The organism is Leucobacter sp. L43, from assembly GCF_016597785.1.
GTDB classification, from domain to species: domain Bacteria; phylum Actinomycetota; class Actinomycetes; order Actinomycetales; family Microbacteriaceae; genus Leucobacter; species Leucobacter alluvii.
The window spans coordinates 1,247,372-1,269,007 of record NZ_JAENJG010000001.1 but is presented as its reverse complement, the minus strand read 5'-3'; the positions used below and the strand labels follow the sequence as shown (position 1 = coordinate 1,269,007).

The 21,636-nt window shown below is 68.9% G+C and carries 19 protein-coding genes; 12 read left to right on the top strand and 7 right to left on the bottom strand.

The genetic code is table 11. The features are described 5' to 3' along the window. Window positions 1–15: 15 nt before the first annotated feature. Window positions 16–1,644 (top strand): DUF5684 domain-containing protein, encoded by a 1,629-nt coding sequence (locus JE033_RS05945; protein WP_200330080.1) that lies wholly within the window; start codon window positions 16–18, stop codon window positions 1,642–1,644. 177 nt (window positions 1,645–1,821) lie between these two features. Continuing rightward, on the top strand, window positions 1,822–2,520 hold the full coding sequence (locus JE033_RS05940) for an endonuclease/exonuclease/phosphatase family protein (protein ID WP_090146703.1): 699 nt from the start codon (window positions 1,822–1,824) through the stop codon (window positions 2,518–2,520). 47 nt (window positions 2,521–2,567) lie between these two features. Here the strand turns inward: JE033_RS05940 and JE033_RS05935 are convergent, their stop codons facing one another. Beyond that, on the bottom strand, window positions 2,568–3,359 hold the full coding sequence (locus JE033_RS05935) for a GntR family transcriptional regulator (RefSeq protein ID WP_200330078.1): 792 nt from the start codon (window positions 3,357–3,359) through the stop codon (window positions 2,568–2,570). Window positions 3,360–3,456: 97 nt separating this feature from the next. After that, window positions 3,457–4,032: a MarR family winged helix-turn-helix transcriptional regulator gene (locus JE033_RS05930; RefSeq protein WP_200330076.1), complete on the bottom strand. Its 576-nt coding sequence runs from the start codon at window positions 4,030–4,032 to the stop codon at window positions 3,457–3,459. Between the two features lie 188 nt (window positions 4,033–4,220). On the opposite strand from JE033_RS05930, the gene JE033_RS05925 reads away from it, so the two are divergent. Together JE033_RS05925 and purE are read left to right on the top strand one after the other, a co-directional pair. Beyond that, window positions 4,221–5,366 (top strand): 5-(carboxyamino)imidazole ribonucleotide synthase, encoded by a 1,146-nt coding sequence (locus tag JE033_RS05925; RefSeq protein WP_200330073.1) that lies wholly within the window; start codon window positions 4,221–4,223, stop codon window positions 5,364–5,366. Between the two features lie 26 nt (window positions 5,367–5,392). Further along, window positions 5,393–5,905, top strand: a complete 513-nt coding sequence (gene purE, locus JE033_RS05920; RefSeq protein WP_200330071.1) for a 5-(carboxyamino)imidazole ribonucleotide mutase — start codon at window positions 5,393–5,395, stop codon at window positions 5,903–5,905. Between the two features lie 57 nt (window positions 5,906–5,962). Here the strand turns inward: purE and JE033_RS05915 are convergent, their stop codons facing one another. Next, window positions 5,963–7,078: a mannosyltransferase gene (locus JE033_RS05915; RefSeq protein ID WP_200330069.1), complete on the bottom strand. Its 1,116-nt coding sequence runs from the start codon at window positions 7,076–7,078 to the stop codon at window positions 5,963–5,965. Window positions 7,079–7,377: 299 nt separating this feature from the next. On the opposite strand from JE033_RS05915, the gene galE reads away from it, so the two are divergent. Genes galE through JE033_RS05900 form a run of 3 tightly spaced genes read left to right on the top strand, consistent with a single transcriptional unit; the run spans window position 7,378 to window position 10,836 of the window. After that, window positions 7,378–8,391 (top strand): UDP-glucose 4-epimerase GalE, encoded by a 1,014-nt coding sequence (gene galE, locus JE033_RS05910; protein WP_090146713.1) that lies wholly within the window; start codon window positions 7,378–7,380, stop codon window positions 8,389–8,391. After that, window positions 8,388–9,818 carry an LCP family protein gene (locus tag JE033_RS05905; protein ID WP_200330067.1) on the top strand — a complete coding sequence of 477 codons (1,431 nt, stop codon included), beginning with the start codon at window positions 8,388–8,390 and terminating at the stop codon, window positions 9,816–9,818. Before galE ends, JE033_RS05905 begins: the two co-directional genes overlap by 4 nt. Before the next feature lie 40 nt (window positions 9,819–9,858). Beyond that, window positions 9,859–10,836, top strand: coding sequence for a glycosyltransferase (locus JE033_RS05900; protein WP_200330065.1), 978 nt, complete (start codon window positions 9,859–9,861; stop codon window positions 10,834–10,836). 29 nt (window positions 10,837–10,865) lie between these two features. Here JE033_RS05900 and JE033_RS05895 read toward each other — a convergent pair whose 3' ends face one another. Beyond that, window positions 10,866–11,405 carry an Rv3235 family protein gene (locus tag JE033_RS05895; protein WP_200330063.1) on the bottom strand — a complete coding sequence of 180 codons (540 nt, stop codon included), beginning with the start codon at window positions 11,403–11,405 and terminating at the stop codon, window positions 10,866–10,868. A gap of 207 nt (window positions 11,406–11,612) precedes the next feature. Between JE033_RS05895 and JE033_RS05890 the strand changes: the two genes are divergently transcribed. Then, on the top strand, window positions 11,613–13,124 hold the full coding sequence (locus JE033_RS05890) for a histidine kinase N-terminal domain-containing protein (RefSeq protein WP_090146722.1): 1,512 nt from the start codon (window positions 11,613–11,615) through the stop codon (window positions 13,122–13,124). Between the two features lie 3 nt (window positions 13,125–13,127). Here JE033_RS05890 and JE033_RS05885 read toward each other — a convergent pair whose 3' ends face one another. Both JE033_RS05885 and JE033_RS05880 read right to left on the bottom strand, forming a co-directional pair. Then, window positions 13,128–13,607 (bottom strand): hypothetical protein, encoded by a 480-nt coding sequence (locus tag JE033_RS05885; protein ID WP_200330061.1) that lies wholly within the window; start codon window positions 13,605–13,607, stop codon window positions 13,128–13,130. Continuing rightward, complete coding sequence (locus JE033_RS05880; protein ID WP_200330058.1) at window positions 13,604–15,316, bottom strand: PspC domain-containing protein; 1,713 nt, start codon at window positions 15,314–15,316, stop codon at window positions 13,604–13,606. Before JE033_RS05880 ends, JE033_RS05885 begins: the two co-directional genes overlap by 4 nt. A 113-nt stretch (window positions 15,317–15,429) precedes the next feature. Between JE033_RS05880 and JE033_RS05875 the strand changes: the two genes are divergently transcribed. Both JE033_RS05875 and JE033_RS05870 read left to right on the top strand, forming a co-directional pair. After that, window positions 15,430–16,851: an ATP-binding protein gene (locus JE033_RS05875; RefSeq protein WP_200330057.1), complete on the top strand. Its 1,422-nt coding sequence runs from the start codon at window positions 15,430–15,432 to the stop codon at window positions 16,849–16,851. Further along, the gene (locus JE033_RS05870; RefSeq protein WP_090146729.1) at window positions 16,848–17,519 is read left to right on the top strand and encodes a response regulator transcription factor; all 672 of its coding nucleotides are present in this window, start codon (window positions 16,848–16,850) and stop codon (window positions 17,517–17,519) included. The genes JE033_RS05875 and JE033_RS05870 overlap by 4 nt, the downstream gene beginning before the upstream one ends. A gap of 30 nt (window positions 17,520–17,549) precedes the next feature. Here JE033_RS05870 and JE033_RS05865 read toward each other — a convergent pair whose 3' ends face one another. Continuing rightward, window positions 17,550–19,178 (bottom strand): dolichyl-phosphate-mannose--protein mannosyltransferase, encoded by a 1,629-nt coding sequence (locus tag JE033_RS05865; protein ID WP_200331061.1) that lies wholly within the window; start codon window positions 19,176–19,178, stop codon window positions 17,550–17,552. Window positions 19,179–19,235: 57 nt separating this feature from the next. Between JE033_RS05865 and JE033_RS05860 the strand changes: the two genes are divergently transcribed. Together JE033_RS05860 and JE033_RS05855 are read left to right on the top strand one after the other, a co-directional pair. After that, on the top strand, window positions 19,236–21,023 hold the full coding sequence (locus JE033_RS05860; protein WP_200330055.1) for a proline--tRNA ligase: 1,788 nt from the start codon (window positions 19,236–19,238) through the stop codon (window positions 21,021–21,023). A gap of 291 nt (window positions 21,024–21,314) precedes the next feature. Continuing rightward, the gene (locus JE033_RS05855; RefSeq protein WP_090146735.1) at window positions 21,315–21,608 is read left to right on the top strand and encodes a WXG100 family type VII secretion target; all 294 of its coding nucleotides are present in this window, start codon (window positions 21,315–21,317) and stop codon (window positions 21,606–21,608) included. The last annotated feature ends 28 nt before the right edge of the window (window positions 21,609–21,636 follow it).

Here is a 21,636-nt window from a genome sequence, read left to right as displayed (position 1 = left end):
GGAAAAGAGTGATTCATGGTCTACGAGAATTCGACGCAGCTCGGTGCTGGGTTCTTCCTCGTCTTCGGTGTCTGGTCGCTCGTCGGCCTCGCGGTCTACGTCTGGTACCTCTGGTCGCTTTCGCGACTCTTCCCCTACCTCGGACTGCCCTCCGGGTGGGGCTGGATCCCGCTCTGGAACCAGTGGCAGCTGATTCAGCGGGGCGGTCTCCCGGGCTGGCTCGCGCTGTTCATGATCGTTCCGGGTCTCAGCATCATCGTGCTCGTGGTCTCGATCATCGCGATTCACCGCATCAACACCGAGTTCGGCAAGGGCGCCGGTTTCACGGTGCTCGGAGCGTTCATCCCGCCGTTGTGGGCGACCCTCTTCTCAGCTCAGCTGCGGGATCGAGAGTTCGACGCAGCGGGATACGCCGCCGCCGGCTACCCCGCGGCTGATGGCTTCGGGGCCGATGGAGCCGGCTACGCCGGTGCTCCGGCGTACGGGACTGCCGGCTTCGCGCCGCAGCCCGCAGCGGGTCAGCACGATCCCAGTTGGCAGGGCCTGCCTCCGGTGCCGCAGCAGCCGGCGGTTGCGCAGGACCCGTGGGCCGCAGCCCCCGTGCCGGAACCTGCGAATGGCGGATGGCAGCAGCCCGCGCCCCCGCAGCCGGTGCAGAGCCAGCAGCCGGTGCAGCACCAGCAGCCCGCGCAGAACCAGCAGGCAGGGTCGAGCGCGCAGCAGCCGGTCGTGAACAACTGGGGGTTCAGCAATACGACAGAAGGCGATTTCGAGCGTCTCGCGGCTGAGGGAGTCGCGCCGCGCGCGCCGCAGCCACTCGGCGGGGAAGCCCCTCCGCGCCCCTTCTCCTGGCCCGCCGTCGAAGACACCAACGTCGAGCACGAGTCCGGCCCGATGGTCCTTCCCGAGCCGTCAGCCGCAGTGCTGTCGCAGGCTCCCGAGAGCGACCAGCGAGCAGCGCCCGCTCCACCCCCAGTGCCCGTGCACCCTCCCGTGAGCCCGGGGGCGGAGCCGCTTCCGACGCCCGCCCCTGAGCCCGCTCCTGAGCCGTCGATCTTCGACCGTGGCGCTCCAGCCCAGCCGGCGGCCGAGCCCGCAGCCCAGCCGGCGGCCGAGCCCGTAGCGCAGCCGACGCCCGAGCCCGCTGCGCCGACTCCCGCCGCCTCCGTCGCTCCACCCACTGCTCCGGTCGCGGCATCGACGGCTCCCGCCACGACGCCGTCGGTGCCCGTTTCTGCCATGCCGCCGGTCGCGCCGCCTGTCGCGCCTCCGGTCGCCGCACCGGGCGGGCTCGACGAAGATCACACGGTCGTCGTGTCGCGACGCTCGCGGTGGGCGCTCGAACTGCCCGGCGGCGAACTCCTCGAACTCGACGGCGACGACATCGTCATCGGTCGCAAGCCGGAGGCGCGTGAGGCGTCGTCGGTGCTGCAGATCACCGATCCGACGCGTACGACGTCGAAGTCGCACGCGCGCCTGCGCCGCGCAGGCGAGGACTGGTCGATCGAGGACCTCCAGTCGACCAATGGCGTCTCGCTCGTCGGCGCCGACGGAACCGCGACGCAGCTCGAACCGGGCCGGGTCGCTCCGGTGACGGAGCAGATGATCATCGGCACGCTCGAGGTGCGGTTGCGCCAGCTGTAGCAGGGGCAGCGGTGCGCCTCGGGTCCGGTGCGCCCGGGGCACTGCAACGCCCCGCACGGCGCCAGCGGGAAGCTGAGTGATTTGTCAGGAGTGACACGCTGACTCCACAGGCCGCCGGGCGTAGGGTGTCTTCTGTTGGGCTCAGCCGCCCTGCACGACCACATGGAGGTACGCGATATGAAGGTCATCAGCTACAACTTGCGGAAGAACCGCGCCCTCAGTGAGCTGGATGCGCTCACGGACGATCACGGCGTCGATGTGCTCTGCCTGCAAGAAGCTGAAGCCGTCGCGCTTCCCGCACGACTCGGGCACCTCTCACTCGTGCACGCGACCGAGCGCAACCGCCTCGGTCTTGCGATGTACGTGCGCGACGGGCGCTTCCACACGCGCTCCGCCCACACGTTCCAATTGAAGAAGTCACTGCACGACCGTCTGCTCGCCCCCGCTCACGAGCGTCTCCTGGGCGTGCGGATGCATGATTCGGAGTTGCAGCGCGACCTCGTCGTCGCCTCATTCCACGCGGCCCCGCTCACGGCGCTCAACTCGCTGCGCCGGCATCAGATCCACGCCGCCCTCGCCGAGCTGCGCCACCTCGGGCCCGGTCTGCCGGCACTCATGGTCGGAGACTACAACTACCCGGTGTTCAAAGGACGCCTCGATACCGAGATGCGCGACACCGGATACGAGCTGAGCCTCAGCGACAAGCGCACCTACACGCGATACAAGATGTTCCGAGGCCACTTCGATTTCGCGACCTCGATGGGCCTCGACATCGACAGCGTGCGTACGCTCGACCGCGGCACGTCGGATCACCTTCCGATCATGGTGACCGCCTCGATGTCCGAGATCCCGGCGCTGCAGACCGCTGCCGCATAAGGCACCGCCTGCGTCCTGCGACGCGACATTCCGGACCTCGGATCCGGTTAGCGGCCAGCCCCGTCGTACAGGGAGAGGAGGCCGCTCGCCGGGGTCGCCGTGTGACGGGACAGATGGTTGCGGTGCTTCGCGCTGTTCTCGACCACGAATGTCGCCATGGTCGGGAGATACCGGTCGTCGGCGCTCTCGATGACGGTGCCGAACTCGTTGTAGGCGAGGCGGCGCACCCGCAGCAGTGGGCTGCCAGGCGCGATGTGCAACTGCTCCACCTCGAGCGGGTGCGCTGCGATCGCGTCGATGACGTGGCGCGCGCGAGTCGGGACGATTCCGACGTTGGCGAGTGCCTGCGTCACGCTGCCGTGCTGGAAGTCGGTGCCGAGCAGGTGCTTGCCGATCTCATACGGGAACAGCGAGCGCTCGAGCATCGCAGGTTTCTCGTCGAGGTAGCGCACACGGATGATCTCGATCACCGGAGCATCCGGGGCGATCTGCAACTCGCGGGCGCACTCCTCGGTCGCTGATCGGCGACTCGCCTCGATGACGCGTTGGCCGGGCGTCAGCCCCAGTTCGCGGGCCCACTCGCTGAACGAGATGAACGTATCGAACGATTGCGGGGGAGCGGTGTGCTGCACACGAGGCGGGGTTCCCCGGCCACCCACGATCATGCCGTCGGCGCGCAGAGCGGCGAGCGCTTGGCGCACGGGGCCGCGGGATGTGCCGAACTCGGCGATGAGCGATTTCTCGCTCGGAACCTTCTCGCCGGGCTGCCACGCGCCCGTTCGGATGCGGTGGATCATCTCCTCGTACAACTGCACGTGGAGCGGCGATGAGGTCGTCATGTGGCCACTGTATAAGTCACGACTTGGTTACGGCCGCCCGTGGGGTAACGGCTGCGTGAACGATCGGCGAACGGCGGGTGAGACGAAGGGGCCGGCCCTACTGCCGGGGAGGATCGGCGGAGTCGACTCCCGTCGGCGTCGATCCGGCGCCGTCGGATTCGCCTCGGTGGTCCCGCCCGCGGCGGGGCCCGAAGGGCTCGCTGCTCATACCGTCGGCGGATGCGTTGAACCGGTGCAGCGAGACGCGCAACTGCTCGAGCTCTCCTGGGCTCCAATCGGCGAAGCGCTCGTGGTACGCGTGCGCCCATTTCTGGCGGATGGCACCGAGCAGCTCCTCCGCCTTGGGGCTCGGCGTGAGCAGTACGACACGGCGATCCTCGGCCGCTGGCTGCGTGTCGACCAGTTCGAGCTCGCGCAGCTTCGTCACCTGCCGGCTCACCATCGCCTTATCCATGTCGAGCATCTGACTGATCCCCGTCGCGGAGATCGGGCCTTTGCGCAGGATCAGCTGCAGCATCATGATGCCGATGCCTTTGAGCTCGGGGTCCACCTCTTCCGCGTACCGCGCCCACCGAGTGCGCGCGAAGGCGAAGACCTCGGAGAACTCAGCGATGATCTCGGAGATGCCGTCGTGGTTCGCGGCATCCGTGGCGGGCTCGCTGGCATCGTGCATAGCTACTAGTGTGCCGCGCCCAGCCCGCTGCCGCGCCCGGCGCGCTGAAGTGTTCCCGCGCGTCGGTTCATCTCGCGCTGCGCAGGCGCCCGGCCCGCGGCGCGAATGCGCATTCGCGGCAATGCGGCAGAATGGAGGCGTGAGTCGGCGTCGCACTGCGCCGACGACGCGAACCCGAGAGGCGAGACGTGACGCAAAACGGCAGCATCAAGATCGGCGTGATCGGTGGCGGGCAGCTCGCCCGCATGATGGTTCCCCCGGCGATCCACCTGGGGCTGCGCATCAGCGTGCTCGCCGAGAGCGAGGGAGCGAGCGCCGAGCGTGCTGCTGATGTCGTCGGCGACTACCGTGACGCCGAGACGGTGTACGCGTTCGCCGAGACCGTCGACGTCATCACGTTCGACCACGAGCACGTGCCGCAGTCGATCCTGCACGAGCTCGTGTCGCGCGGCGTCGCCGTGCACCCGCGCCCGGATGCGCTGCAGTACGCGCAAGACAAGATCGTCATGCGCGAGAAGCTTGCAGAGCTGGGGGTTCCCATCCCGGACTGGACCGCCGCCGCCGACGAGACCGATCTCCAGGTCTTCCTCGACGCGCACGGCGGACGAGCCGTGGTGAAGACCGCGCGCGGCGGGTACGACGGGAAGGGCGTGCGCGTCATCTCCGACGCCGCAGAGGTCCGCGACTGGTTCACCGCGCTCGCCGAAGACGGGAACGGCGGTTCTCTGCTCGTCGAAGAGCTCGTCGATTTCGTGCGAGAGCTCTCGCAGTTGGTCGCACGTCGGCCGAGCGGGGAGACGCGCACCTGGCCGGTCGTCGAGACGATCCAGCGCGACGGCGTCTGCGCCGAGGTGCTCGCTCCCGCCCCGACCGACCGCGCCGAGGTCCTCGAGCAGGCCGCCGGTATCGGTGCGATCGTGGCCGAGGGCGTCGATGTCACCGGTGTGCTCGCCGTCGAGATGTTCGAGACCCGCGACGGTCGGGTGCTCGTCAACGAGCTGGCCATGCGCCCCCACAACTCGGGGCACTTCTCCATCGAAGGGTCGGTGACGAGCCAGTTCGAGCAGCACCTTCGCGCCGTCGCGGACCTGCCGCTCGGCGATACCTCCATGACCGCGCCCGCAGCGGTCATGGTGAACGTGCTGGGCGGGCCGGCCGAAGGCCCGATGCCGGTGCGATACGCCGAGGCCCTCGCTGCGCACCCGCGCGCCAAGTTCCACAGCTACGACAAGCAGCCGCGGCCTGGACGGAAGGTCGGGCATGTCACCGTGACGGGCGAGCAGCTCGATGCGGTGCGCGCGGAGGCGGTCGCCGCTGCCCAGCACTTCGAGTGATCCTGCGCGCCGATACGATGGAGAGCATGGCTGAATCCTCCGCACCCCTCGTCGGCGTCATCATGGGCTCCGATTCCGATTACTCGGTCATGACGGACGCCGTGCAGGTGCTGCGCGAGTTCGGCATCGCCCACGAGGTCGAGGTGGTCAGCGCGCACCGCACCCCCGACAAGATGGTGACCTATGCTCGCGAGGCCGCCGCCCGCGGTCTCCGCGTGATCATCGCGGGTGCGGGCGGAGCGGCGCATCTGCCAGGCATGGTGGCGTCGATGACGACGCTTCCGGTGATCGGCGTTCCCGTGCCGCTGGCGAAGCTCGACGGACTCGATTCCTTGCTGTCGATCGTGCAGATGCCCGGCGGCATTCCCGTGGCGACCGTGTCGATCGGCGGCGCGAAGAACGCAGGGATTCTTGCGGCGCGCATCCTCGGCTCATCCGACACGACGATCGCGAAGCGCCTCGCCGACTACGCCGACGGCCTCACTGCCGCCGTGGGGGAGAAGAACGATGCGCTCAAGGCGCGCATCGCCGCCGAGTAACCGTCGATCAGCCGCGACCCAGCGCAGGTCACCGGCACGAACGGCAGCGCACGCGAGCTACAGGTTCGCGTGGGTCTCCCAGAGGTTCCAGGCCGAAGCGCGCCAGCTGAACCCTCGGCTCCGGTCGCATGCGAGCACCGTGAGCGTGGGCAGAGCACCGGTCTGGCCGACCAGGTCGTGGTACTCACGGGCGAATGCTTCCGCGGTATCTCCTGACACGCCCGCATCGAGAACGAGCTCCTCCGTGGCGGGGTGGCCGGCGTGCACCACTGGCACGGCCGCGTCGAGCGCGGCGAGCACGGTGTAGCCCGTTCCGGCGAACGACTGCGGCTGGACGAGCACCAGGGCTGCGGCGAGCACCGCGCCCACGTCCGAGAGATCTGCGATGCGCACCGTGTGCACTCGGCCCTGCAGGTCCTGCGGGATATCCAGAGCGGATTCCCGGTCCTTCTCGCGGGTGGTCGCGCCCTGCGGATCCAGGCCGTCGAGGACGACGAGCGGCGGAAGGCGCTCGTCGCTGCGCATCGCGTCGAACACCCACTCCAGTCTGCCGTGCTCGCCGGGTCGGGCCGTGGTGACCGCGAAGCGATCGGGGAGCCCCCACGCGTCCCGGCGCTCCGCAGCGTCAGCGGGCGCGGCGAAGGCGGAGGGTGTGGCGAGCGGGAACACCTGCACCGGGAGGTCGCTGCCGTACTGCTGCTGCAGCACGCGCGCAGTGGCGTGCGTCGGAGTGAGAATGATGTCGGCGTGCTTGACGGCCCGTCGCGCGAACGCGCGGAAGAGGCGCGCCTGCGAATTCCCGAGCAGCGACGGCGCCTCCCAGGCGATGCTGTGCGGAATCGTGACCGAGGTCTGCGAGCCGTCATCGTCGCCGCGGGATCGCAGCGGCATCATCGGAGTCAGCGCGTGCACGAACTCGCCGTCGAGAGGTCGAGCGGTGGCGCCGTTCTGCCAGACGAGCGGCAGGACGCTGGCGCGCAGCGGAAGCATCTCCGTGGCGAGTCGCGGAGATGCGAAGTCCGGCATCTCGCCGCCGCGAGCCAGCAGGTATCGGGCGCTGCAACTGCGCGGAGCGGTTTCAGCGACCGCCTGTGCGAGATCACGAGCCGCTGAGGCGTGCGCCGCGGCTTCCCAATCGGGGAACGGGTCGGCGATGAGGGTGAGCGTCGCCAATCGAACTCCCCTCGAATCGTCATCTCACGTGCGTGCGGTACGAGCCCGCACTCCACATTGTATGGAATGCGAAGCTGAGAGCGGCTGTGCGCCACGGCGTAAAGCACTGGAGTGAGACGTAATTGCAACAATTCGGGGCGCGCTCCGAGTTTTCGCGCTCTCGACGTGTCTCGCCGATGCTCCAGCCGCTCACGCAGGCGGGGTGAGCGAGCACCGGTCGGCACATTCTCGGCACGCAAAGCAGATCATTGCGGTGCGGCTTGAGGTTTCCCCCACGATCCGCGAAGTACCCTGTCCCCATGCGTGTTTTGTTGACAGGCGGCGCCGGCTACATCGGCTCGCACACTGCACTCGTTCTGATCGAACGCGGCCATGAGGTGATCGTGCTCGACGACTTCTCCAACAGCAGTCGCGAGGCGGTGCGGCGCGTCGAGGAGCTGAGCGGGGCGACGGTGCAGATCGTCGAGGCCGACCTCGCTGACCGGGATGCGGCGCGGAGTGCGCTCGCAGATGTCGCCTTCGACGCGGTGATCCACCTCGCCGGGCTGAAGGCCGTCGGCGAATCGGTGGCGCAGCCGACGCGGTACTACCGGGTGAACCTCGATTCCACGATCGTGCTGCTCGACCTCCTCCGCGAGCGCAGCATCACGAACTTCATCTTCAGCTCATCGGCCACCGTGTACGGCGACCCGCAGTACTCCCCGATCGACGAGGCGCACCCCGCGGGCGTCGGCCTCACCAACCCCTACGGGTGGTCGAAATTCATGAACGAGCAGATCGTGCGAGATGCGCAGGTCGCGTGGCCCGAACTCGGCGCCGTGCTGCTCCGCTACTTCAACCCCGTGGGGGCGCACCCCTCGGGGCGCATCGGGGAGGACCCGAGCGGGATCCCGAACAATCTCATGCCGTTCATCGCGCAGGTCGCGGTGGGCAAGCGCGAGCGGCTCAGCGTCTTCGGCGACACGTATCAGACGGTCGACGGTACGGGCGTGCGCGATTACATCCACGTGATGGATCTCGCCGAGGGGCACGTCGCGGCGCTCGAGCACAACACCCCCGGCGTCTCCACTTACAATCTCGGATCGGGCATCGGCTCGAGCGTGCTCGAGGTCGTGCGAGCCTTCGAGACGGCCTCCGGCCGGCCGGTCCCCTATGCGATCGAAGCGCCGCGATCGGGTGACGTTGCGGAGACGGTGGCAGATCCGTCGCTCGCGAACACCGAGCTCGAATGGCGCACCACCCGCGACCTGGCCGAGGCCTGCCGCGACTCGTGGAACTGGCAGTCCGGGAACCCTGCGGGATACCGCGCATGACGCTCGACCTCGAGCGGCCGCTGCGCCACCCCGATCTGGCGTCAGAACCGCTCATGAGCAAGCGAGCCAGATGGCTCGTGATCCTCGGCTTCATCCTGCCGGGGACCGCTCAGGTGGTCGCCGGCAACCGCCGCCTCGGTCGGTTCGGGCTCATCGCCACGGCGATCCTCGTCGTCGGAGTCATCATCGCGGGCGTGAGCCTGCTGCTCGCGCGCACGGCGACGCTCACGTTCTTCACGAACAGCATCGTGCTGCTCGTCGTGCAGTGGTTGCTCTTCATCTATGCGGTGATCTGGGTGGTGCTCGGCATCGACACGCTCCGGCTCACGAAGCTCGTGCGCGTGCAGCGCGGGTGGCGCGTTCCGGTCGCGATGCTCTCGGTGCTGCTCACCATCGTCCCCGCCGCTGGCGCCGCCTGGGCCGGAAACGCCGTCGGAGCCGGCCGCGGGCTCATTGGCGACCTCTTCCGCAGTGCACCGGCGGTCGCGCCGGTCGACGGCCGGTACAACATCCTGCTCCTCGGCACAGACGCCGGATCGGACCGCGAGGGCCTGCGTCCCGACAGCATCTCGCTCGTCAGCATCGACGCCGAGACCGGGCAGTCGATGATCGTCGGACTGCCGCGCGAGCTCAAGGACACCCCGTTCCCCGAGGATTCTCCTCTCGCCCCCGTCTATCCGGAGGGATACTGCGACGAGGTCAACAACTACGAGATCGTGGACGGCGGCGGCTACTACTGCTTCACCACCGGCAACCTCAACTCGCTCGTCACCGAACTCGAGGATTCGGGATCGCCGTCGTACGACGGCATGTACGCCGACGCCGTCTCCCAGGGATCGTCGCCCGGCATCGAGGCGACCAAGGACGCGGTCTCGGGGGCGACGGGACTCGAAGTGCAGTTCTACGTCCTCGTGAACATGGACGCGTTCGAGAGCCTCATCGACGCGCTTGGGGGCATCACCATCAACGTGCAGGAGCGCCTGCCGATCGGAGGCCAGGTCGACGAGATGACGGGCGAGCTGGTCGGCGTCGAAGGCTGGATCGAGCCGGGCGAGCAGCAGATGGACGGGTTCACGGCGCTCTGGTACGCCCGATCGCGGTACGGGTCGGCCGATGGCGACTACGCGCGGATGCAGCGGCAGCGCGAACTCCAATCGGCCATCCTCGCGCAGATGAATCCGCAGAACGTCCTCGCGCGATTCCAGGAGGTGCTCTCGGCGGGTTCGCAGCTCGTCGACACCGACATCCCTGACTCCATGCTCGGCCGATTCGTCGACCTCGCCGCCGACGCCCGCGGGTACGAGCCGGTCAACGTCGAGCTCGTTCCGCCCGCGATCGATCCAGAGGCCCCGGACTGGGCGACGGTGCAGCAGCTCATCGCCGATGGGATCGCCGCCTCGTCTCCGACCGAGGAAGAGGCGGGCTAGACTTGCCGGGTTTGCTCGAAACGCGAAGGAGACCGATCGCATGCGTGTGACCGCCGTGCTGGTGGCCTACAACCGGCGAGAACTGCTGCGGGAATCACTCGCCGCTCTCGCCGCGCAGAGCCGACCCGTCGACCGTCTCGTCGTGGTCGACAATGCGTCGGACGACGGATCGGTCGAGGTCGCCGCCGAGATGCTGGAGGCCTGGGGCGAGCGTGCGCGTCACATCGAGCTCACCGAGAACACGGGCGGCGCGGGAGGGTTCGCAACCGGGATCGCGGCTGCCGTCGTCGAGGACGATACCGACTGGGTCTGGGTCATGGACGACGACACCGTGCCAGGGCCGGATGCGCTCGCGGGAGCCCTCGAGACCTACGAGCGGTACCGCGCGTCCGGGCCGGACGACCTCGCCGTGATGGGCTCACGCGTCGTGTGGACCGACGGGGAAGACCACCCGATGAATACGCCGAAGCCGAAGATCCGCGCATCGGAAGCTGAGCGAATGCGGGCCGCGTCCGTCGACGCCATGGAGATCCGTTCCATCTCGTTCGTCTCGGCATTCCTGCGCGCCGCCCGCGTCCGCGAGCAGGGTCTGCCCATCGCCGACTACTTCCTGTGGAACGACGACTTCGAGTACTCGGCGCGCCTGCTGCGCGGCGCGCGCGGGCTGTATGTTCCGGCCTCGGTGGTCACGCATCGCACGGTGAAGCGGGGGTCGAGCGATCAGGATCCGGGTCCGCGGTTCTTCTACGAGGTGCGCAACAAGCTCTGGGTGTTCCGGCGGAGCCCGGCACTCTTCGGGTGGGAGAAGCTGCTGTACTCCGCCGCGACCGCGCGGCGCTGGTTCCGAACCTTCCGGGCGTCGCGCGATCGCGCGCAGCTGCGCGACTGCCTGCGGCGCGGGTGGAAGGCCGGGTGGCTCACCGCGCCGCGGTCGACGCGCGACGTGCTGCGCAACGCGGGGGTTCCCGTCGACGTGATGTACGAAGTCGAGAAGCTGTCGCGGTTGAACGACCGGTAGGTTTCAGCCGGTCCAGTTCGCGCCGCGTGTCAGAGCACCGTGATGTCGGTCGCGCGCCAACGTTCCCTGCGGTGTTCGAGGCGGATCGCCACGACGGTCGAGCGCGAGTCGGTGTGGAGCACGACGGTCGCCTCGATGATGTGGGGGAGCGGCGTGCTGAGATGCGCTCGGCCCGGCGTCGCCGTGCGCCGTCGACGGTCTCGCGTGAGGGCGTCGCGTTCCGCGCGGAGAGCTCGTCGCGCTTTCAGCGCAGCAGCGACTTCCGGAGTGATCCAGCCACCGAACTGCGCGACCGACCGCACCCCCTCGAGCACCTCGAAGGCGTACACCGCGAGACGCTGCACGAACGCGTCGGGAGGTGGATCGACCGGTGGACCGTCGAGCACCGCGCGATGACCGGGCACCCGTGACGGCGACGGGGAGCGTGCGGGAGGTGCCGCACCGAGCCCGCTCGCACTCGGCACGACATCCGGCACCGCGTGGAGGTGACCGCGCGCGTGGGCGCGCGGCTGCTGCGGAACCGCGCGCAGCGTACGGTCGTGCTGGGGCGTTGGAGCGGAGGCAGGCATGACGGGTCCCTTCGAACGGATCCGCGCGCCGCTCCCGTTGCGACTCACCCTCACTGCACTGCCGGATTCGAGATGATGTGGTCATCACCCTATGCACTGCGCCCTATGGGGTGTCAAGAACTCCCGGATGGCGGGAGACACCGCGCCCGTGCTTTCAGACGCGGATCTCGGAGTTCGCTCCCGGACGCGGTGCTCTAGTCTGGGGTCGTGGCCACACTGCGCAATCTTGCAACGAAGTATTCCTCCCTCGATGAAGAGGAGATCGAATGGCTCGAGCTGCTCACGCTCGATCTGCGCCTGCTCGCGGATCTCGCCCTCGGCGACGTGGTGCTCTGGGTGCCGACGAGTGACGAGAACTACCTCGCGATCGCCCACAGCAGGCCGGCAGGTTCGGTGACGCTCTTCTACCGCGACGTGATCGGCGATCTGCTGCGAGCCGACTGGCGCGAACTCGTGGACGAGGCGATGACCAGTACGAATCCGACGGTCTCCACGTCACCGGCCTGGTATGAAGAGAATCCGATGCGTCTTGCCGCGTACTCCGTGAGTCGCACCGATGCCGACGGAGAGGTGCAGGGTCCGTTCGCGGTCATCACCGTGCACACGAGCGTGGCCGATACGCAACCGGCCTCTCGCATCGGAGCCGCGTTCCGCGAGGTCGCGGCTGACCTGCTCGGCATGATCCAGAAGGGGATGTTCCCCGTTCCCGGGAGTTCCCGCGGAGGGGAGCAGGGCGCGCCGCGCGCGGCCGATGGGCTCGTGCGCATCAATCTCGACGGGGTCGCGACGTTCGCCAGCCCGAACACCCAGACCACGTTCTCGTCCCTCGGGTTCCGGGATGAGATCGAGGGCGAGAACTTCAGCGAAGTGGTCGCCGACATCGTGAAGGGGCAGTTCGACACCAACGAGTCGCTGCCGCTGATCGCGCAGGGCAAGATCGCGAAGCGCGTTGAGATCGACACGCACGGACATACGATCACATTGCGTTCGATACCGGTCTTCCGCGACGGAGCCCGCGTCGGCGGCATCGTGCTGACGCGCGACGTGACCGAGCTGCGCCAGCAGGCGCAGGAGCTCATCACGAAAGACGCGACGATTCGCGAGATCCATCACCGGGTCAAGAACAATCTGCAGACCGTCGCATCATTGCTCCGCGTGCAGGCCCGCCGCGCCAGGAGCGAAGAGGCGAAGCAGGTGCTCGGCCAGGCCATGCGCCGGGTCGCGGCAATCGCCGTCGTGCACGACACGCTGTCGACCGGGCTCTCGCAGATCGTCGACTTCGACAAGGTCTTCGACCGCGTGATCGGGCTCGCCGCAGAGGTGGCCAGCCTGCACAACACGACGGTGCACCCGCACAAGGAAGGGGAGTTCGGCGAGCTGCCCTCGGAGTACGCGACCCCTCTCGCCCTCGCGCTCACCGAGATCGTGACGAACGCCGTGGAGCACGGACTCGCAGGCCGCGAGGGCGAGGTCTTCGTCACCGCCCGGCGTACCGATGAGCAGCTCACGGTCGAAGTGGTCGATACGGGCACCGGGCTTCCCGGCGGCACGGTCGGCGACGGGCTGGGCACGCAGATCGTGCGCACGCTGATCGAAGGCGAACTCGGCGGGAGCATCACCTGGGGCCCGGACGCTGGCGGTGGCACCCGCGTCGCGATCCAGGTCCCGCTGCATTGGATCTCAACGCAGACGCGGGAGATCCCGCGGGTGCCAGCCTGATCCCTACCGCCGACGCCGGGTATCGCGACGGCCGCGGATCAGCACGGCGAAGCCGACACCGAGCAGCAGGACGCCCAGCCCGATAATCGTCGCGGTGATCCAGCCGGCCGCGTCCAGGCCGCCGCCGCCGAGCACCTGCTGCGAGATGTATCCGCAGAAGACCAGGATCAGCGCTCCCCAGACGATGGGCCCCGTCCGCGGGCTCGGCCGCGACGGTGCGCGATCGCCCGCAGCAGTGTTTCCGGCCGCGCGTTCGCCCGTCGGCGCCCCGAATGCGTCAGGCGTTTCGCGTGCGTCCGGTCGAGGTGCGGCGGGTGCGGCGGCTGAGCTCGGTGCGCTCGGTGCACCCGGGCCGGCAGATTCTCCCGGACCGCTCTCCGCGTCGGCGGGAGCCGCTGCGACGCCGCTCGCGGGCGGTGGCGTCAGCGGAATCCTGGCCGTCGTCTCATCATTCGTCCCGGGGCTCGTAGGTTCGACGCTCATGAGTTCATCTCCAGTTCCAGGGCTTCGAGCTCCTGTGCGATATCGGTGCGCTCGTCTTCCAGGCTCCGGCGCTCAGACGGGCTGAGGCCCGGTTCCGCGAGCTTCCAGTCGAGCACGTCGAGCTGGCCGTCGAGGCGGTCGGCCTCCTGCTCCAGACGCCGATCCGCGTCCGTGTCTGCAGGGGTATCGACCCCTGCGCGCTCGTTCTCATCCGCCCTCGCGGCATCCCGCCCGGCCGCACCGCCCGTGACGTCGACGTTGCCGGCGAGCAGCGTCACCGTGACGACTGGTGCCGCGTCCTCGTTGTCGGGCGTGACGTTCGATCGGATCTCCCGCGAGATGAAGGGCCCGCTCGTCACGACCTGGGTCGCTCGAGACGAGTCGAGGTCGTTGCGGCCGGATTCATCGATCCGTCCGGCGAGTACGCGCGCGTGCACGATGACCGGAGACGACGCAGGAAGCTCGATGGTGCTGCGACCCGCGAGCACCCACACCTCGAGATCATCGGCGCCGCCCGCTCTCGTCTCGATATCCCCGAGATCGACCGTGGTGTTGCCCGCGAGCACGACGGCACCGGTCTCCGCTCCGGTCACATGCAGATTGCCGAACGGCTGGAAGCGAATGCCCCAGGGGAGCACGACGGTGATGAGCAACGCCACCACACCGCAGAACGAGAGAAACCCGATCCACCCGGTGTACCGACCGCGTGTTCCGGCGACGATCAACGACAATGCCAGCACGGCGAGCGCCGCGATGAGGCCGGTGATGAGCGCGTCGGGAGCAACGCTCTCGATCGAGAGCGGACCGTGCACTGAGGTCGTCCACAGTGCCGCGAGTCCGCCCGCGAGCAGCGCGAGTGCCAGGGTGATCACCGTGTGAGCGGCTCCCAGCTGATGCGCGTCGTGGTGCTCCGCGTAGCGGGCGCTCCACGCCTCGGTCTGCTCGCCGACCTCTCGCCCCCACTTATCGGCAGCGGCGCCCGCGCGGCGACCCCAGTCAGCGGCGTCCCGTGCGACGCGGTCGGCGCTCTCGCTCGCCCGCGCGGCGAACGATGCAGCGGAATCGGCGGAGTCGTGCGGGGTGCGGGCGTACTCGCGGTCGGCAGCGCGATCCGCGTGATCCGGATCGGCCCCGGCCTCTCCTGACGCCGCGTCGTCGGCACCGGATGCGTGTTCGCCGTATTCTCGGCCGCGCTTGAGCACGATGCTCCGTACCCAGAAGAACCCGAGCACGAGGATCGCGATCCAGGACAGCCAGGCGGCTGTCGCAGTGACCCATCCGGGAATGCCGAGCGACCCCCAGACGCCCCAGCTCCACACGCTGAACAGCGGGTAGGCGTCTCCAGGGCTCACGAGGCCGAGAATGCCCGGAACGATGACGACTGCCGTGAGGATCACGGCGACGACGATCATCCCGGTCTCTGCTCGCCCCCGGATGATCTCCTCCACGTGGATGCGGCCGTTCGCGTCGGGCAGGAGGAGCCAGCCGATGAGGTAGAGCAGAACGCCAGGGCCTCCCAGCAGCGCGAGCACGATGAAGATGCCGCGCACGATGATGGGATCGATCCGAAGGCGATCTGCGATTCCGGCGGCGACGCCGGCGAACCACCGGTCGCTGCTGCGGGTGATGCCGAGACCGCGCAACCAGGTGAAGAAGCCCTGGCCCGCAGGCGGCCCTGCGGGGCCCGGTGTGGGAGGTGTGGTGTCCATGGTTCGAGTCTGGCTGAGACGGGAATGCTCGGCCATGGGGGATCACCCTGATCCTTCCCTGATCCCGAGACCCCGAGACCCCCACGCGTCGTGTGACCTGATTGGATGGGGGCATGGCCGATGCTCCTCTCACCCGCTCGCGCGATGACCGCGTGCTCATGGGCGTCTGCGGGGGACTCGGGGCGCATCTCGGCGTTTCGTCGCAGACGGTGCGCATTGCGATGCTCGTGCTGACCGCGCTGGGCGGAGCCGGGGCCGTGCTCTACCTGTGGCTCTTGGCCACTGTGCCGTGGAACGGCGACGATGCGGGCATCGTGCCGCTTCGACGGGCGCTGACCCCGCCTGCTGCTGCGACGTCCACTGCGTCTGCTGCTCCCGCCGCTGCTGCTGCTCCCGCCTCGGCTCCGGCAGCTGCAGCGACGCCGGCGGCCCCGTCGGCGACAGCGCCATCGGCACCTGCGACGCGCATGCCCGCGGCGCAGGTGCCTCCCATCGAACTCGGGGCGCCCGCAGCCGACACTGCGAACGAGCGCCGACCCCGCTGGCCCATCGCCGAATTGCTGCTCGGCACGTGTCTGTTGCTGGCGGGCGCCGGTCTCGTGCTCGAGCGACTCGGGGTGCAGCTGCGACTCGAGCTGTTGCTCCCCGCACTCGCCGTACTGGTGGGCGTCGGCCTCACCTGGTGGCAGATCGCAGATCGCGACCGCCCGGATCGCCATGCGCTGCCGCGAGCCCTCGGGGCACTCGCGCTCGTCGCCGTCGGTGTCCTCATGTTCTTCGTCACCGCCCGCGAGCCGAACACCTGGACTGTCATCGGTGCGGCACTCGCGGTGCTCGGAGGCGTCGCCCTTGCAGTGGCGCCCTGGCTGCTCCGCATCAATCGCGAGCTGATGAGCGAGCGCGCGGCCCGGGCTCGTGAGGCCGAGCGCTCCGACATCGCCGCGCACTTGCACGACTCGGTGCTGCAGACCCTCGCGCTGATCCAGCAGCGGTCGGAACCGGGCAGCGAGGTCGCCCGATTGGCGCGAGGCCAGGAGCGAGAATTGCGCGAGTGGCTGTTTCGTGCGGCCGATGGAGGCGCCCCGCAGCCTCGCGAGGCCGTCGACACCGAGCTCCGCGCGCACGCCGCAGCGCTCGAAGCCGATCATCCCGTGCGCTTCGAGGTCGTCTCAGTCGGCGCGGGCGAGGGGCTCGTCGCGCCGGCACCCATCGTCGCAGCGGCGCGCGAGGCGATGCTGAACGCCGCGCGTCACGCGGGCGGCGACGTCACCGTCTATCTCGAAGCGACGCAGGATCGGGTGACGATCGACATCACAGACCGCGGAGTCGGGCTCGACCCGAACGACCTTCCCGAGGGGCGAATGGGCGTGCGCGAGTCGATCCTCGGCAGAATGGAACGAGCCGGTGGGCAGGCTCGGATCGTGCGCGGTCCGGGCGGGGGAACCTCGGTACGGCTCGGGATTCCCCGGCAGACGCCGACCGAACCCGCGGGAACGACGCACCATGAGACCGCGCAGAACGAGGAGACCCGATGAATCGCGCACCGCACGAGATCCGCATCGTCATCGTCGACGACCATCAGATCTTCCGCACCGGTCTCCGAGCCGAACTCGGGGACGAGCTCGCGGTGGTCGGCGAAGCCGCGAACGTCGACGAGGCGGTCGCGGTGGTGACGGCGACCGTGCCCGACGTCGTGCTGCTCGACGTGCACCTGCCCGGCGGCGCCGGCGGTGGCGGGGCCGAGGTGCTGCAGCGTCTCGCGGGCAACCCTGCGACGCGCGGCATCCGTGTGCTGGCGCTGAGCGTCTCGGACGCGGCCGACGATGTCGTGCAGGTCATCCGCGCCGGCGCCAGGGGGTACCTGACGAAGACCGCATCCGGCGCCGAGGTGACGGCAGCGGTGGGGCGGGTGCACAGCGGAGACGCCGTGTTCTCGCCGCGGCTCGCGGGGTTCGTGCTCGATGCGTTCGGCACGGGCGGCGGGGAGACCGCGGCGCGAGACGATGAACTGGACCGACTCTCAGCGCGCGAGCAAGAGGTGATGCGCATGATCGCCCGCGGCTACGCCTACAAGGAGGTCGCAGCCGAGCTGTTCCTCTCGGTGAAGACGGTGGAGACGCACGTCTCGAACGTGCTGCGCAAACTCCAGCTCTCGAATCGGCACGAACTCACGGCGTGGGCGCTGTCACGGCGCTTGCTCTGAGGGAGCAGGCGAACTGAGTCCGCCGCCCTGCTACTGCCAGCCGGGCAACCACTGGTGCGCGCGCCAGAACCACTCGGCCATCGGCGCCCCGGACCAGACGGGGAGGAACAGGACGGCGAGAGCGATGCATGCGACCACATACAGGGCGACCGCGATCCGGATTCCGAGCAGAGTCTCGGGAGAGCCCCCGCCGGGGCCCTCGAACTCGCGCCCGTGCTCGCTCGCCGCCGTCACACCGCTCGCCGCCGCATGGCTCGCCGCCGCATGGCTCGCCGCGGCACGGCCGGCCGCGCTCGCCGCCGGATGCGGTTCACCCGCGCTCAGCCGAGGTCGCATGCGCACGCGGCAGAGCAGCGCGAGCCCCATCGCGAGGGCGATCGCCGAGAACGGCGTCAGCACCACGGCGTAGAACTGGAAGACCGCGGAACGCGACACGGTCAGCACCCACGGGAGCCACCCCGAGAGGTACCCGACGACGACGAACGCGCTCGCGGTCACCAGCGGGTCGGGCCCGCGGCGCGCGCGGAAGACGATGACGCAGACGAGTGCGATGAGCGCGATCGTGCCACCCCAGGTCACGAGCGGGTTCGGCAGGGGCGACACGACCGCTGCGCAGGCCGACCACGGGCAACCAGCATCAGAACCCCAGCGGGATTCGTACATCCCGGTCGGGCGAAGCGCGAGCGGCCACGTCAGCGGATGGGAGGCGTAGGGGTGCGGCGCGCTGAGCGACCGGTGCCAGTCGAGCATCTCGGCGTGATACTGCAGCAGCGCCGGCCACCATGCTTCTCCTGCGGTGCGGCTCCACCCGCCGGGATTCAGGATCCAGCCCGCCCAACTGGCGACGTACACGAGCGCGGCAGCGGGGAGGGCGACCAGCCCGGCGACGAAGGCCTGCCACGCAGCGCGCGGCACGGCGTGGCGTTCCCGTGCCCGGAGCCGGACGACGAGATCGCGCACGGTGATGAAGACGAGGAAGGCAGCGAGCGGGTACAGGCCGGACCATTTGATCGATGCCGCAGCGCCGAAGGCTCCCGCGGCCGCGAGCAGCCACGGGCGGCGCCAGAGCACCGGAACGCGGGGCGGCGGTGGACCGGAGCGGTCACGCTGATCCGGCGTCGTCGCCCGTGCCCCGGTCCATTCGATATCGCGCCAGACGCACAGCGCGCCGATCGCGACGGCGAGGGTGAGGAAGCCGTCGAGCAGACCCACTCGCGTGAGTACGACGTGCACTCCGTCGATCGCGAGGAGGAGACCCGCGGTGCATGCGACGACGACGCTCCGGGTGATGCGCCAGCCGAGGCGCATCGTGACCGCCACGGTGAGCACGCCGGCGAGCGCGACCGCACTTCGCCACCCCCAACCGGAACCGGGCCCGAATACGAGCACTCCGAGGCCGATGAGCCACTTGCCGAGCGGAGGGTGCACCGCGTTCGAGGGCTCGTCGGAGAAGCCGAGCGCACGCGACCCGCTCATGTCCGGTTCGTCATCGGGCCAGGTCGTCGGGTATCCGTGCGCGAGCTGGCTGATGGCATCCCGCACGTAGTACAACTCGTCGAAGACGAGCACCCCGGGACGGCCGAGAGCCCAGAACCTCAGCGCACCAGCGATCGCGAGCACCAGTGCCGGTGCGAGCCAGTGCAGCCAGCGGTTTCGCATCACGGCTCCAGCGTACGGCGCACCTCCGACGCGCGGCGCGCGGGCTACGATGGTGAGGTGATTACGCGGCTCAGCTCCTACTTTCTCAAGACCCTCCGAGAAGATCCCTCTGACGCCGAGGTGGCGAGCCACCGGCTGCTCGTGCGCGCGGGCTACATCCGGCGCCAGGCCCCGGGAATCTTCGGGTGGATGCCGCTCGGCTTGCGGGTGAAGGGCAAGCTCGAGCAGATCATCCGCGAGGAGATGGTCGCCGCCGGTGCGCACGAAGTGCATTTCCCCGGACTGCTGCCCCGCGAGCCATACGAAGCCTCCGGTCGGTGGGAGGAGTACGGAGACGCCCTCTTCCGCCTGCAGGATCGCCACGGCGCCGACTACCTGCTCGCACCGACGCACGAAGAGGTCTTCACCAACATGGTGAAGGACATCGTGACGTCGTACAAGGACCTGCCGCTGGCGCTCTTCCAGATTCAGGACAAGTACCGCGATGAGGCTCGGCCCCGCGCCGGCCTGCTGCGCGGCCGCGAGTTCACGATGAAGGACGCCTACTCGTTCGATGCGACCGACGAGGGGTTGCACGCGAGCTACGAGCGCCAGCGCGCCGCCTACGAGCGCATCTTCACCCGTCTCGGCCTCGAATACGCCATCGTCTCCGCCGATGCTGGTGCGATGGGCGGATCGCGCAGCGAAGAATTCCTCCTGCCGACGTCGATCGGCGAGGACACCTTCGTGCGCTCTGCCGGCGGGTACGCGGCGAATGTCGAGGCGTACTCCACCCCCGTTCCCGAGGCCATTCCGTTCGACGATGCGCCGTCGGCCGTCGTCTACGACTCGCCCGACACCCCGACGATCGACACCCTTGTCGCCCACACGAACGCGGTGCTGCCGCGCGAGGACGGGCGCGCATGGACCGCCGCCGACACGCTGAAGAACCTCGTGCTCGCAGTGACGCCCATCGGCGGCGAGCGCGAGATCGTCGTCGTCGGCATCCCCGGAGACCGCGACGCCGACATGAAGCGCGCGGAAGTCGCGTTCCCTGGCGCTGAGGTCGAGCCGGCGACGGCCGCGGATCTCGCCCGCCACCCCGGCCTCGTGAAGGGGTACATCGGGCCGGCGCGCATCGACGACCAGGGCGGGATCACCCCTGTGCTCGGCGCCGAGAGCGCTACGGGCCTGCGGTACCTCGTCGACCCGCGCGTCGTCGCGGGCACGACCTGGGTGACCGGGGCGAACGTCGAAGGCCAGCACGTCGCGCATCTCGTCTTCGGGCGGGATTTCGTTGCAGACGGCACGGTCGAGATCGCCGACGTGCGCGACGGCGACCCCGCTCCCGACGGATCAGGGCCGATCGAGACCGCTCGCGGCATGGAGATCGGTCACATCTTCCAGCTCGGCCGCAAATACGCTGAGGCACTCGGGCTGAAGGTGCTCGACGAGAACGGCAAACTCGTCACGGTGACCATGGGCTCGTACGGCATCGGAGTGACTCGCATCATGGCCATTCTCGCCGAACTGCACCACGACGATCGCGGGCTGATCTGGCCGGAAGCCGTCGCGCCGTTCAACGTGCACGTCGTCGCCACAGGCCGGGATGCGGCCGTATACGAGGTCGCCGAGTCGCTCGTCGAGACGCTCGATGCCGCCGGTGTCGAGGTCATCTTCGACGATCGCCCGAAGGTGTCGCCCGGCGTGAAGTTCGGCGACGCCGAATTGCTCGGGGTTCCTCGCGTGGTGGTCGTGGGCCGAGATGCGGCGGACGGTTTCGCCGAGGTGTGGGATCGGGCCGTCGGAACCAAGGAAAAGGTCGCGCTCTCGGACGTGCCCGGCCTCTTCGGCGTGCGCGTGTGATGTGAGGATCGCGGCCTTTGGTCGCGCAGGTGTGACGGGGCGTCGCTGCTGGTGCAGCGGCGCCCCGTTTTCCATATGGCCGCGCGGAGCCTATCGCCGAATCACCGCATCGCATCTCCGCTCATACCGGAGTGCTCGCCCTCCTATACCGCAGTTATCCACATTCATGCCGAGTGCTGTGCCCTCCCGTCTCGCGACTCCATACGGTGGAAGTCATCTCCCGGACACTTCGGGCGATGACCATCAGCACTGACGCGAGCCGGGGGGGATCGCGCGAGAGAAGGGATCCCCATGGCCAACATCAATGTGACCTACGGCGAGATGGAGCAGGCTGCTTCGCAGCTCGGCACCGGGCGCGACGAAATCACCGAGAAGCTTCGCGCACTGCAGATGCAGATCAACAATCTGGTCACCTCCGGTTTCGTCACCGACCAGGCGTCGGGCAAGTTCAACGCGGCCTACAACGACTACACGACGAGCGCGAACACGGTCGTGCAGAAGCTTTCCGAGATCCAGACCTTCCTCACGCAGACCGCGAACGCGATGCGCGAGATGGACGCCCAGATCGCCGCGAAGATCAACTGACGCCGTTCGGCGCGACTCGCAGCTCCGG